We start from the raw sequence: 12,494 nt of genomic DNA on the forward strand, positions 1-12,494 counted from the left end.
GTTTGTCCGGATGAGGTCGCTAGTTTTAGCGACGAATTAGAATGGTACCGTGGGCCCGCTCACTTCTAACTTGGTTAGAAGTGGGCGTTTTTTTGTGGCATGTGCAGCGCACACATGCCGCCGATCACGGGGTGCAAGCATGAATCGCGATGCGAGCGCATCGCGCAATCACACGAGGAGGAACTCACATGAAAAAAGTGTTGAAGACATTAGCATTGGTTGGCGTATTTAGTTTAGGACTGGTCCTGGCGGCTTGCGGTAGCAACAAGTCTGCCGATACCACAAAGACCACCACCGTCAAAATTGGGGTCGTTGGTTCAGACAACCGGGTGTGGAAGCACATCCAGCCAAAGCTGAAAAAAGAAGGCATTAATCTCAAAATCGTTGAATTTTCCGACTATTCCCAGCCCAACAGTGCTTTGGCCGATGGCGACGTTGATTTGAACGCCTTCCAGCACCAGTTCTTCCTGGATGACTGGAACAAGAAGCACAACCAAAACCTGACCACCATTGGGAAAACCATCATTGCGCCAATGGCCATTTTCTCCAAGAAAATCACCAAGCTGTCGCAGCTGAAGAAAGGCGATTCCGTTTCTATTCCTAACGATGCCACCAACGAAGCGCGGGCTTTGGAACTGCTGAAGACCAACGGCTTTATCACCTTCAAGAAAGGCACCGGCAACCTGCCAACACCAAATGATATCAAGACCAACAAGTTGAACCTAGACATCAAGGTGCTGGATGCGGCGCAGCTGCCATCTTCCTTGCAGGACGTGACTGCTTCTGTGATCAACTCCGGGGTTGCTTTGAACGCCAAGCTCGACTTTAACAAGGCCCTGGATATTGAAAAAGTCACCAAGGCTTCCATTCCGTGGATCAACATCATCGTGGCCAAGAAGAAGGACGTCAACAACAAGACCTACAAGAAGATTGTGAAGGCCTTCCAGACCAACGATACCAAGAAATATATCAAGAAGATTTACGGCAAAACTGAACTGCCAGCTTGGGACTACAAGTTCTAAGCTTCTATAATAGAAGAAAGCCATCTTTGGTTCGCTGTTGAACGCGCAATAATTGCGGTTTGACGCCATTCCTAAGTGGTAACTCATATCCCTTAGTCTGACCAGATGATCGGTCTGCATCATCCGGTTAGGACTGAGGGATATTTGTATGCTGCCGCAATCGTCCATGCGCCGGCCCGCAAAATTCGCGTAGGTCGGCGCGTATTGTTCCCACGACAATAAAAACCAGGTGCTAAATCAAACGCGGAGGCTTGATTTGGCACCTGGTTTTTGGATGAGCAAACTATTCAATTTCCCGTTACTTGGCCGCGTAAGCGTCGGCGGCCAGCAGCAGGCCGCCCATGACGCCAGCTTCATCGTTAAGGCCGATGCGCACGATGTAGTCATCCAGCGGCGGGGTGTCAATGTAGCCTTGGACATAGTCGCGGAACTTTTCGCGAATCATGGGGAGGAGTTGTTCCTGGTGCATAATGCCCCCGCCAAAAATAATGATATCAGGAGACAAAATCATAGCGGCATCTAGGCAAGCTTGCGCCAGATAGCCAGCTTCCAATTCCCAGGCCGGATCATCTGGCTTCAGTTCGGTGCCTTTTTTCCCGGCCCGTTCTTCAACGGCGGGACCAGCAGCTAAACCTTCCAGGCATTGGTTGCCATGGAACGGGCAGCGGCCTTTGTAGGTATCGCTGGGGTCGCGCTGGAGGAAAATGTGACCCATTTCAGGATTGGAATAGCCTTGTAGCAGCTTGCCATCGTGAATGTAGCCGGCGCCAATGCCAGTGCCAACGGTCCAGTACAGGACATTCTTATGGCCTTTGCCGGCGCCAGCCTTCCACTCGGCATAACCCGCTTCATTGACGTCAGTGGTGAAGGCGTAAGGCACGTCAATTGCCGCCTGCATGGTGCCGAGAAAATCGTAATCACGCCAGCCGGGCTTCGGCGTGGAGGTGATGTAGCCATAGCGCGAAGAGTCCGGATCAATGTCGGCCGGGCCAAAGGTGCCAATGCCAATAGCTGACACCGGATTAGCGTTAAAAAAGGCAATCACTTGCGGAATCGTTTCTTCCGGGGTCGTGGTCGGAATCCGCGTTTGCGCAATCACCGTGCCGTCTGCCGTCCCGGTGGCGCAAACAAATTTAGTGCCGCCCGCTTCAATCGAACCAAAAATCATTTTTTCACGTCCTTAGTAATCGTTTTCACTATAGAATAGCGCTGTTTTGCCCCCGATGCTAGACCAATTTTCAAAATTGGTCCTATTGAATGTGCATATTTGCTGGACAGATGTTTCTACATCGTGTACAATCGCTACTATTAACTATGAAGGAGCGATTGCCATGTTTGCAAGATATCGATCGGTATCATTGATTGTTAGAATTTTAATTGGCCTCGTCATTGGGGCATTGTTAGCGGTGATCGTACCCTCATGGAGCGGGATTGGGCTGTTAGGCGAATTGTTCGTCGGTGCTTTGAAGGGGATTGCCCCGGTGATGGTGTTCTTCCTAATTATGTCGGCGGTGTCTGGCTACAAGTCCGGCGGTGAAAATCATTTTGGCACTGTGATTGTGCTTTACTTGAGCGCGACGTTACTCTCGGCATTTGCCGCCGTGGGGGCCTCATATTTGTTCCCCGTGAAGCTGGTGCTGCCAAAAGCTGCGGCCGTGGCCGCAGCGCCGAAGAGTTTAAGCAAAGTGTTGTCGGATTTGTTAACCAATGCGGTGGGCAATCCGCTGAATGCGATTGTGAATGCAAATTACCTGTCTATTTTGTTCTGGGCCTTGATGATCGGTTTTGCCCTGCGGTTGACCTCGAAAGAAACGCGCAAGGTAGTCACTGAAATCTCTGGTGCCATCACCCATGTGGCGCAGCTCGTGATTGAGCTGGCGCCATTTGGGATTGCCGGGTTGGTGTACACCACCATCAGCGAAACCGGCTTTGGCGGCATTGCCCAGTACGGAAAGCTGGTGGTGCTGCTTGTTGGTACCATGACCTTTGTGTATCTGGTGGTCTACCCGCTGATGACGTTCGCCTACACGCGGCAAAATCCTTTTCCACTGACCTTCTGGACGCTGAAGCGGTCCGGAATTCCGGCCTTCTTCACGCGCAGCTCTGCCGTTAATATTCCGATTAACTTGCAGGCCTGCGAAGACCTGGGGCTAAACAAGGAATCTTATTCCGTGTCGATTCCGCTGGGCGGGTCAGCCAATAGTGGCGGCGCAGCGATTACGGTGTCCGTCATGACCTTGGCGGCGTGTGCGACGCTGGGCATTCAAGTGTCTTTCCCGCTGGCTTTCATTCTCTGCGTGCTGACGGCCCTCGCCGCCACCGGTGCTTCTGGCATTGCTGGGGGCTCGCTGTTGATTATTCCGATGGCCGCGAGCTTGTTTGGGATTTCTAACGATGTGGCGATGCAGGTTGTCGGCGTCGGCTTCGTGATCGGGGTCATTCAGGATTCCGTCGAAACCGCCGTTAACTCGGCTTCCGATTTGCTGTTCACTGCTACGGCTGAATACGCTGATGCCCGCAAGAAAGGCCATCCAGTCGATATCAGCGCCGCCATCCGCCGGGCGGAAGGCAAGGTTGATCCGGCGGTAGCCGCAAACGCACAAGCAACGAAGTAACGCTTGGCCGCAGAGCGGCAGGCGCGGCGCCGGGGCGCGGCGGTCCGGCTGGAGCCGAAATACGGTCTCCAGCCTCAAGTACGAGCCGGCATAGCATAAAAACACGAACAAATAAAACGGATAGAAGCAAGAATGCTGTGCTTCGTCCGTTTTTTTAATCTGATTAAACAAAAAATCGCCGACTTCATCCGGTTTTGTGCTAATATGAAACAAATTGAAAAAAGGATAGGTGACACTATGAGTGAAGCAGCAGCCTATATTGCCCAAGTCAAGGTGCAATTGATCAAGCGCGATCCGAACCAACCGGAGTTTCAAGAAGCGGTGGCGAATTTCTTAAACACCATTACGCCGGTGTTTGCGGCGCATCCGGAGTATCAACAGGCCGCGATTTTGGAACGGTTGACCGAACCAGAGCGCGCCTTGCAGTTCCAGGTGGCTTGGCAAGATGATCAAGGCCATATGCAGGTCAATCGTGGGTTCCGGGTGCAGTTCAATTCTGCCATTGGACCATACAAAGGCGGGCTGCGGTTCCATCCGAGTGTCAACTTGTCCATTGTCAAATTCCTAGGCTTCGAGCAGATTTTCAAAAACTCACTGACCGGGCTGCCAATCGGCGGGGCCAAGGGCGGATCGGACTTTGACCCGAAAGGCAAATCCGACGCGGAAATCATGCGCTTCTGCCAAAGCTTCATGCTGGAATTGAGTAAGTATATCGGGCCGGATATGGATGTGCCCGCCGGGGATATCGGCGTTGGGGGCCGTGAAATCGGCTACCTGTATGGCATGTACAAGCGCCTGCGCGGCAGCGAACGCGGCGTGTTGACCGGTAAAGGCTTGAGCTATGGCGGCTCATTGGCCCGCACCGAAGCCACCGGTTACGGCTTGATCTATTATCTGGACGAAATGCTCAAGCACAACGACCAAAGCCTTGCGGGGAAAAAGATTGCAGTGTCTGGGGCCGGCAACGTGGCGATTTATGCCATTAAGAAGGCGCAAGAATTAGGGGCCACGGTTATTTCCGCTAGTGATTCCAATGGTTATGTCATGCAAGCCAATGGCATCGATTTGGCCAAGCTGCAAGAAATCAAAGAAGTGAAGCGCGGCCGCATGAGTGACTATGCTGCTGCCGAGCCAACTGCTGAATATCATGAAGGCTCACTGTGGGACGCCGAGGTGGCTTACGATATTGCATTGCCATGCGCGACGCAAAACGAAATCGATGGTGCTCAGGCCGAACGTTTGGTCAAGGCTGGCGTCATCGCCGTGGCTGAAGGGGCGAACATGCCAAGCACCCCAGAAGCCATCAAGGCCTACCAGGCAGCTGGCTTGTTGTACGGGCCGGCCAAAGCGGCCAATGCCGGTGGGGTCGCCGTTTCAGAACTCGAAATGAGCCAAAACTCGCGGCGCACCAGTGACAGCTTTGCTAAAGTGGATGCAGAATTGAAGCAAATCATGATTCATTTGTTCCAAGCCAGTGTTGACGCTGCCAAGACTTATGGCACACCAGAAGATTATCTGGCTGGCGCCAACATCGCCGGCTTTATCAAAGTGGCCGACGCCATGCTGGCGCAAGGCTGGTAAACGACTCAAAAAAGCTGCTCGCACCGCTGCAATTTTGCAGAGGACGAACAGCTTTTTGCTTGGTCTAATGCTCACCTAAATCGCGCCAGATGCCAGTTTTACGATCTAGGGTGTTGGCAATCTGGACTAAGGCAGCATGTTCGGCATCACTGATTAAGTTGATGTCGATGGTGTAGTTCGCATCAAATTCCCGACTGATTTGTTTCATCAACGCGTTGCGACGCTGGCGCGGCGGGTTTTGAACTTTCAAGATCAGGGTCGAATGAATCACCGCCATGCCGCGGATGTTGGACCAAGGGAGGAAGTTACTTTTCAGCGTGAAGACATTGCTGTTGTCGCGAATGCCATCATGATCGAAGACCAAACTCGGCTGCTTGGCCTTGCGAATGCCTTGGACGACTAAAAACAGCGCAGTTAACGCCAGCCCGAATATCCCTAAAGTAATTAAGATTGCCCCAAACGTCGCGTTGTTAGCCCCGAGTTGTAGGCGACCTTGCTGCAGAATAATCACGCAGGCCGCTACAGCGAAGGCGCCGCCGAAAAGCAACTGGAAGATGAGATGAAATAGGCTGGGGCGGATGGTTAACGGCGAAATGTCTTGCATGGTGATCCTCTTTCTATCTAATAGTAACCTTAAAATACCATAGACGCCGGGGTTCTGCACGTGGCGATGGTGAAATAACGGGGTTTTAGGCTCCACCATGCGCACAGTGCGCCCGTCGCCGCTGTCTGAAGTTGCGCTGTGGTCGGCCAACGCCGGAATGGATAGCTACGCTTAAGGCCTCACCGTCAAGACCAGACGGCAATGCCTTAAGCTAGGCTACCCATCCGGCTAAGAGCGGCCGACCGCAGCAGCCTGATTGTAGTTGCGCTCTGACGGGCAACGCGGGAGTGTGTAGCTACGTCCAGCGCCTCGAAGCCAAGTGCGGCTTCAATTCGCTGAACTAGGCTACCCATCCCGCTAAGTGCGCCCGTCGCCGCTGCCTGCCTGATAAAAAAATAGTTTTTCCCTGCTGGCTGTGGTACACTGAACCTAGTAATTGATGAACTGAAACAATTGTGTTCTTGCATAATGGATTTCCTTTCAGCGATTACCAGTTGTTTTTGTCACTATAGGTTTTTAATGAAGGAGATTCACTCATTATGCAACAAGGTACTGTTAAATGGTTCAACGCTGACAAAGGTTACGGCTTCATCACTGGTGAAGACGGCAAAGACGTTTTCGTTCACTTCTCCGCTATCCAAGGCGACGGCTACAAGACGCTTGACGAAGGCCAAGCTGTTAGCTTCGAAGTAGAACAAAGCGACCGCGGCCCTCAGGCTGCCAACGTTACCAAGCTGTAATATCAGCGTGGGAAGCACCTTCCCGTCATTGCGACGGGAGGGTGTTTTTTTGTTCAGACAGCCAGGGATAAGCCATGCTAAAATGGGGACGAAGATGCTTAGCAAGATGGGAGATCAATTATGGCGTATGAGGATAAATATCATTTAACGCGTGATCTGAATCGGCGTTATGCGAGGAGTAATTTTGATGCGCTCGTTCATACCAACTCTCGGTTTGAAGGCATCAACACCACCTTGCCACAAACTCAGGCAATCATGCGGGGGCTTGGCGTCAACGGCGTTTCCCTTGACGACAGCAATACCATTGTTCAGATTAAACGCGGTTGGGACTATATCACCCAAGAGGATGATCCCATTTCGCTTCAGATTGAACAGAATATCAATTTAATCGTGGCGAAATACGATGCCTTGGTTCCTGGTGAGCTTCGCAGCGGCCAAGGCGCTGTCGACATTGGCGATGAAAACGATTGGGTGCCGCCGATGATTGATGAACAAGCCGAAGAAAAATGGTTGACTGAGCTCATGGCGTCAGATCAATCCACCACAGAAAAGGCCATGCGACTCATGTATCACGACATGCGCCGGCAGATTTTCTGGGACGGCAATAAACGGTCAGCCACTCTAGCTGCTAATAAAGTGATGATTGATGGGGGTGCCGGTTTAATCAATGTGCCCCTCACCATCTGGAGTGAGTGGAATGAATTAATTGCCGTGTATTACAAGAATGGTGAAGTGAAGCCTTTGCTTGATTGGACCTACGCCCATGCTGTGCAAGGCGTGAAGCTGTAACTCTGTAACCTAAACGAACAGCGCCATGAATCCTGCCTCGGGTTCATGGCGCTGTTCATTTATGCGGTGAGGCGTTCAAAAAAGGCGATGTAGCGTTCGACAATCAGGCTGAAGAAATCGACGGTGTCAGGCTTGAAGTGCGGCTTGCCGCCATCCTCACTCAGGTGGGTGTTCACGCTACCGATATAGGCCTCTGGTTGCTGGAGTGTCGGCATGTCCAAAAAAGTCAGCGTCTGGCGAATGCTGTTGTTAGCGGCGTACCCGCCAATTGCGCCAGGCGAGGCGGTGACCACCAGCGCCGGTTTGCCGGCAAAGGCATTCTGGCCCCGCGGCCGGGAGCCGACATCGAAGGCATTTTTCAACACTGATGGGACGCCGCGATTATATTCAGGACTGAAAATCAGAATACCAGCCACGCCTTGGACCGTTTGCCGAAAATCTGTCCACGCCACTGGCGGCTGTGTGGTGTCCAAGTCTTCATTGTAAAAGGGTAAATGCGCGATGGCGATTTCGGTCACGTCATACTGGCTGGGAATCAGCGAGCGAAAAGTGTCAGCGACGATGCGGTTATACGAGTTTTGCCGCAAGCTACCGACGAGAATACCAAGCGTTTGCGTCATAGTGCGCCTCCTTTAAGCGTTCCAATTACGCGCTTATTATACGAGGCGCATGGCCCAGGCCGCTAATGATTTGCTTGCATCATGCCGGCGCTGCGGGTGATGACTTGGGCGATTTGAGCCGGGGTTTGCTTAGCGCCGGTTTGCAGCCAGCGGGTGATCACGCGCACCGCGCCGCTGAGGAAGAATTCGAAATAGTAGGCCAAAACCGCCGGGTCGTGTTCATTAAACCGCGTCGCATAATCCTTCAGCGACGCGGCCTTGATTGGCAGGAGCAGGGCTTGCAGCACCGGGCTTTCGGTGAGTTCACTGATGATAATGGCGGTGGCGGTTTCGTTTTGCTTGAGTAAAGTCAGAATTTGGGTGAGCCAAGCCTCGGGGCGGGCATCTTGCTGGTCGATGAGGACAGTGACTTTGGCGACGAGGTCGGTTTCGATCACCGCAAATAAATCAGCCGGATCGCGGTAGTGGGTATAAAACGTGCCGCGGTTCACATCGGCCACCTGGCAGATTTCAGTCACGGTGATATTGGCCAGTGGTTTGGTTTGAAGCAGTTGCAGCAACGCGGCTTGCAGCTGCTGCTTGGTCGCTTGAGCACGGCGATTATTTTTAGTGCCAACCATGATTTTTCCTTCTTTCCAACATTAAACGATGGGGTGTTGATTTAATGACAGATAGGCGGTGATTGGCGGTTGCACCAGCCGCCTGAACCTTGCATAATAATCTTATTATACCAACAGTGTGTTGAAAAGATGGAGGTTGGTCATGGCATATATCGAAGTTCGCAATGAAACCAAGCAGTATCAAATGGGCGAAACCAAAATTCTCGCCAACAATGATGTGTCGTTCAACTGCGAGGAAGGCCAACTGACGGTGATTCTGGGCCCAAGTGGTGCCGGCAAGTCGACGGTGCTGAACATTTTAGGCGGGATGGATGTCCCCACCAGTGGCCAAGTCGTGGTCGATGGCGTCGATATTGCGCGCTTCAATGATAAGCAACTCACCGCGTATAGGCGCGATAGTGTCGGCTTCGTCTTCCAGTTTTACAACCTGATTCCCAACCTCACCACCAAAGAAAACGTTGAGCTGGCCAACTCCATCGTGCCAGATGCCTTGGACGCCGAGGCCACGCTTAAGGCGGTGGGGCTGGGTGATCGCATTGACAATTTTCCGTCACAGCTCTCCGGCGGCGAGCAGCAGCGCGTCGCGCTTGCGCGCGCTTTGGCCAAAAACCCGAAGCTCTTGCTGTGCGATGAACCAACCGGTGCTTTGGATTACGAAACCGGCAAGCAAGTTCTCCAGCTGTTGCAAGATGCTTCCCGCCGCGATGGCAAAACCGTGCTGATCATCAGCCACAATGCTGCTTTGGCCAAAATGGCGGATCGGGTGATCCGCATCAATGACGGCCGGGTCCGGTCGGTGGTGGATAATCCGCACCCCACGCCAGTCGCCGAGATTGAATGGTAAGGGGGCGGCGTTCATGACACCCATGCACCGCAATATGTGGCGTGAAATTGGGGCCAATAAAGGCCGCTTTATCGCCATTGTTTTGATTATTTTGCTCGGCACGTTGACTTTCGTTGGCATTCAAGGCGCCGGCCCGGGTCTGACTGATTCGATGGATCAAACTGTGAAAAACGAGCACCTCAGTGATGTGCAGCTCTTTTCGTCGACCGGGTTCACGGCGGCTGATGTTCGCACTGCTGAAAAAGTCAGTGGGGCAAAAGCCGAACTGGCCAAGTTTAAGTATGTTACTGGCGGCAAAAACGACTGGGCGATCGCGCTTTACGGCTACCAAAAAGCCGCCAAGCAAAACCACCTGGTGCTGCGCAGTGGCCACTTGCCCAAGCAAGCCAACCAAATCGTGCTGGATCAGCGGGCCAAGGCCGATTATGGTTACAAACTAGGCCAAACCTTGACCTTCAGTAAGGAGGCAAAGCTCAAGCAGCGGACGTTCAAGATTGTCGGCTTTGTCGATTCCCCGCAGTATGTCGACAACAATGAGCGCGGCGCCGCCAATGTCGGGGATGGCAAAGTCCGCTTTTTTGCCTACATTCCCGCCAAGCAAATGAATTTGACCGTGGCCACGCAGCTTAACGTGCGCTTTGCTAGTTTGCAAAGTAAGAACAGCTATGCGGCAAGCTACCAAAGCGCGGTGGCGAAGAAAAAGACGGCGTTGAAGCGGGTGTTTAAAGCCCGGGCCAAAACTCGCAGCGCTGCTTTGTATGCACAAGCACTCGCTCCCATCGCGGCGCAGGAAACCAAGCTCCAAGCGGCGCAAAGTCAGCTGGACGCCGGGTTGGCGCAAGTCAAAGCCGCGTCTGGCGGCCAGGTGACCACAACGCCTGAATTAGCCGCGCAGCAGGCCCAGCTCACGGCAGCCGCCAAGAAGCTGGCCGCTGCGAAGCGCGAGGCCAAAACGGCGACCCAAACCACCTACACCTGGCAAACCCGCGAAGATCTCCCTGGCTTTTCCGCGTTTGGCGACAGTGCGGACCGGATTGCCGCGATTGCCAATGTCTTCCCAGTGTTCTTCTTCTTGATTGCGGCGCTGATTACCTTCACCACCATCACCCGGATGGTCGAAGAAGCCCGCGGGCAAATCGGCACCTTTAAGGCGCTGGGCTTTGGGCGCTTGGCGATTGCCCGCAACTACATCGTTTATGCCCTGATGGCCGGCCTGCTCGGTGGGATCATTGGCGGCGTGGCCGGCAACCTCACGCTGCCACGCTTCATTGTGTCGCTTTATGATGCGGTCATTCCCATGACCGCCACCATTCCGGTGATGACCGGCAGTCTTGTGATTGCGGTGGCCTTTTCGCTGGTGGCAACAGTCGGCGCGGCGGCACTAGTCACGCACCGCGAGTTGGCAGAGCGGCCGGCTGAGCTGATGCGGCCGCGCGCCCCGAAGTCGGCGAAACGGATTTTGCTCGAGCGCATTCGCCCGCTGTGGCGGCATTTGAGCTTCAACGAAAAAGTCTCTTATCGCAACTTGTTCCGCTACAAGAGTCGGATGATTATGACGATTGTCGGCATTGCTGGCGGTACCGGCTTGATTTTAACCGGCTTTGGCTTGCGCGACTCGATTAGCGCCACCGGCAGTCAGCAATATGGCCAAGTGTTCGACTACGATGCCACAGTGGCGTTGGCCGCGGCGAATAATCAAACTGCCGCCATTGACCTGATCAAAGCCAGTGGCAAGTATCAAAGTAGTTTGCCGATTAACCAAACCAGCGGCAAGGCGCGAGCCAACGGTGAACAGATCAATGATATCAACCTGTTTACGCCCCGCGCCGGACACTTCAGTCGCTACGTGACCTTGGCCAATCAAGGCAAAGTATATGCGCTGCCCACCAAAGGCCTGGTCATCAGTCAAAAAATCGCCAACAAGCTGCAAGTGAAAACTGGCGACACGGTGACTTTTACCCGCGCGGGCAAAAAAGCGGTCAAGGTTAAGGTGAGCGGCGTCACCACGAACTACATCGGGGTGTTCGCCTACATGAGCCCCAAGGCCTACACCAAAGCCTTTGGCCAGGCGCCAACCACCAATGCGTTGTTGGTGAAGCTGGCCAAAATGTCTGATCAGCAGCGGCAACAATTGGCACACCGCTTGCTCAAGGATGAGGCGGCGCTGGGGACTAGCTTTAAGGCTGATGCGACCCAAAGCATCAGCAACATGGGGACTTCGCTTAATCCCATTGTCTTCATTTTCATCCTGCTGTCGGGGATTTTGTCCTTCGTCGTGTTGTATAACTTAACCAACATCAACGTGTCCGAGCGCATTCGCGAACTGTCCACCATCAAGGTCCTAGGGTTCTACGACCGCGAAGTGACCATGTACATTGTGCGGGAAAACATTGTGATGACGCTGGTTGGAATCGTCTTTGGCTATGGGGTCGGGTACGCCTTGCTCCGGTACATTTTGCATCAGGCGGAAACCACCCAGGTCATTTTCCCAGTCTTGCTGCATGCGATGAGTTATGTCTGGGCGACACTGCTGATGCTCGCGTTCACGGGTATTGTGATGCTGGTCACCCATAAGCGGCTGCAGCGGATCGACATGGTTGGGGCATTGAAATCTAACGAATAAGGGTAAACGAAAGACCACCGGCACAATGAAGTGCCCTACAATTGTTAGACAAGAAGTCTAACGATTGTGGGGCATTTCTTGTGACCAAATATAGTAACGAATTAAAGGCAAAAGTGGTTTCTGAATACTTGAAAGGCGGTATTGGTTACAGAGAGCTCAGCGTTCGATATGGTATTCCTTCGCGCGCTAATATTCGAACCTGGGTCAATCAAGCTAAGGCTCATGGTCTCGAATCTCTGAAAGTTAAGCATACAAAAGTTGAATACTCTCAAGCATTCAAGATTGCCGTGGTAGAGTATGTGCATACACATCAAGTAAGTCGTGCGCAAACTGCGGCTCATTTCGGTATCTCTCCCAGCCAGGTTAATTCTTGGTATCGCATCGTCAGAGATCAAGGCGTGGCTGGTTTGCGCTCTACTCACAAAGGGAGACCAGC

General features: G+C 53.0%; 12 protein-coding genes. 8 read left to right on the top strand and 4 right to left on the bottom strand.

Features of this window, described 5'->3' with window-relative positions:
- The first annotated feature begins 188 nt into the window (after positions 1-188).
- Positions 189-1,022 (top strand): MetQ/NlpA family ABC transporter substrate-binding protein, encoded by an 834-nt coding sequence (locus AAA927_RS03420; protein ID WP_204117829.1) that lies wholly within the window; start codon positions 189-191, stop codon positions 1,020-1,022.
- 298 nt (positions 1,023-1,320) lie between these two features.
- On the opposite strand, the gene AAA927_RS03425 is transcribed toward AAA927_RS03420, so the two are convergent.
- Positions 1,321-2,190, bottom strand: a complete 870-nt coding sequence (locus AAA927_RS03425) for an ROK family protein (protein ID WP_338215743.1) — start codon at positions 2,188-2,190, stop codon at positions 1,321-1,323.
- Between the two features lie 163 nt (positions 2,191-2,353).
- On the opposite strand from AAA927_RS03425, the gene sstT reads away from it, so the two are divergent.
- Together sstT and gdhA are read left to right on the top strand one after the other, a co-directional pair.
- Positions 2,354-3,637 carry a serine/threonine transporter SstT gene (gene sstT / locus AAA927_RS03430; protein WP_338215745.1) on the top strand — a complete coding sequence of 428 codons (1,284 nt, stop codon included), beginning with the start codon at positions 2,354-2,356 and terminating at the stop codon, positions 3,635-3,637.
- A gap of 237 nt (positions 3,638-3,874) precedes the next feature.
- Positions 3,875-5,218, top strand: a complete 1,344-nt coding sequence (gene gdhA, locus AAA927_RS03435) for an NADP-specific glutamate dehydrogenase (protein ID WP_338215747.1) — start codon at positions 3,875-3,877, stop codon at positions 5,216-5,218.
- A gap of 64 nt (positions 5,219-5,282) precedes the next feature.
- Here gdhA and AAA927_RS03440 read toward each other — a convergent pair whose 3' ends face one another.
- Positions 5,283-5,822 (bottom strand): hypothetical protein, encoded by a 540-nt coding sequence (locus AAA927_RS03440; protein ID WP_338215749.1) that lies wholly within the window; start codon positions 5,820-5,822, stop codon positions 5,283-5,285.
- 539 nt (positions 5,823-6,361) lie between these two features.
- Here AAA927_RS03440 and AAA927_RS03445 point away from each other — a divergent pair.
- Positions 6,362-6,562 (top strand): cold-shock protein, encoded by a 201-nt coding sequence (locus AAA927_RS03445; RefSeq protein WP_054662248.1) that lies wholly within the window; start codon positions 6,362-6,364, stop codon positions 6,560-6,562.
- A 120-nt stretch (positions 6,563-6,682) separates the two neighbouring features.
- Positions 6,683-7,351 carry a Fic family protein gene (locus AAA927_RS03450; protein WP_338215753.1) on the top strand — a complete coding sequence of 223 codons (669 nt, stop codon included), beginning with the start codon at positions 6,683-6,685 and terminating at the stop codon, positions 7,349-7,351.
- A gap of 59 nt (positions 7,352-7,410) precedes the next feature.
- Here AAA927_RS03450 and AAA927_RS03455 read toward each other — a convergent pair whose 3' ends face one another.
- Both AAA927_RS03455 and AAA927_RS03460 read right to left on the bottom strand, forming a co-directional pair.
- Positions 7,411-7,971, bottom strand: coding sequence for an NADPH-dependent FMN reductase (locus tag AAA927_RS03455; protein ID WP_338215755.1), 561 nt, complete (start codon positions 7,969-7,971; stop codon positions 7,411-7,413).
- 62 nt (positions 7,972-8,033) lie between these two features.
- Positions 8,034-8,591, bottom strand: coding sequence for a TetR/AcrR family transcriptional regulator (locus AAA927_RS03460; RefSeq protein ID WP_338215757.1), 558 nt, complete (start codon positions 8,589-8,591; stop codon positions 8,034-8,036).
- A gap of 142 nt (positions 8,592-8,733) precedes the next feature.
- On the opposite strand from AAA927_RS03460, the gene AAA927_RS03465 reads away from it, so the two are divergent.
- From AAA927_RS03465 to AAA927_RS03475, 3 genes are all read left to right on the top strand, one after another.
- Positions 8,734-9,435, top strand: coding sequence for an ABC transporter ATP-binding protein (locus AAA927_RS03465; protein WP_338215759.1), 702 nt, complete (start codon positions 8,734-8,736; stop codon positions 9,433-9,435).
- A 13-nt stretch (positions 9,436-9,448) separates the two neighbouring features.
- Complete coding sequence (locus AAA927_RS03470; RefSeq protein ID WP_338215761.1) at positions 9,449-12,058, top strand: ABC transporter permease; 2,610 nt, start codon at positions 9,449-9,451, stop codon at positions 12,056-12,058.
- Positions 12,059-12,138: 80 nt separating this feature from the next.
- A partial coding sequence (locus tag AAA927_RS03475) for a helix-turn-helix domain-containing protein (protein ID WP_338215342.1) occupies positions 12,139-12,494 on the top strand: 356 nt, incomplete at its 3' end.

It is taken from the genome of Lacticaseibacillus salsurivasis (assembly GCF_036246225.1).
GTDB lineage: Bacteria > Bacillota > Bacilli > Lactobacillales > Lactobacillaceae > Lacticaseibacillus > Lacticaseibacillus salsurivasis.

Excerpts from the sequence above, each read along its gene's own strand:
- AAA927_RS03420 (WP_204117829.1), top strand. The coding sequence starts at position 189 with ATGAAAAAAGTGTTGAAGACATTAGCATTGGTTGGCGTATTTAGTTTA.
- AAA927_RS03425 (WP_338215743.1), bottom strand. The coding sequence starts at position 2,190 with ATGATTTTTGGTTCGATTGAAGCGGGCGGCACTAAATTTGTTTGCGCC.
- sstT (WP_338215745.1), top strand. The coding sequence starts at position 2,354 with ATGTTTGCAAGATATCGATCGGTATCATTGATTGTTAGAATTTTAATT.
- gdhA (WP_338215747.1), top strand. The coding sequence starts at position 3,875 with ATGAGTGAAGCAGCAGCCTATATTGCCCAAGTCAAGGTGCAATTGATC.
- AAA927_RS03440 (WP_338215749.1), bottom strand. The coding sequence starts at position 5,822 with ATGCAAGACATTTCGCCGTTAACCATCCGCCCCAGCCTATTTCATCTC.
- AAA927_RS03445 (WP_054662248.1), top strand. The coding sequence starts at position 6,362 with ATGCAACAAGGTACTGTTAAATGGTTCAACGCTGACAAAGGTTACGGC.
- AAA927_RS03450 (WP_338215753.1), top strand. The coding sequence starts at position 6,683 with ATGGCGTATGAGGATAAATATCATTTAACGCGTGATCTGAATCGGCGT.
- AAA927_RS03455 (WP_338215755.1), bottom strand. The coding sequence starts at position 7,971 with ATGACGCAAACGCTTGGTATTCTCGTCGGTAGCTTGCGGCAAAACTCG.
- AAA927_RS03460 (WP_338215757.1), bottom strand. The coding sequence starts at position 8,591 with ATGGTTGGCACTAAAAATAATCGCCGTGCTCAAGCGACCAAGCAGCAG.
- AAA927_RS03465 (WP_338215759.1), top strand. The coding sequence starts at position 8,734 with ATGGCATATATCGAAGTTCGCAATGAAACCAAGCAGTATCAAATGGGC.
- AAA927_RS03470 (WP_338215761.1), top strand. The coding sequence starts at position 9,449 with ATGACACCCATGCACCGCAATATGTGGCGTGAAATTGGGGCCAATAAA.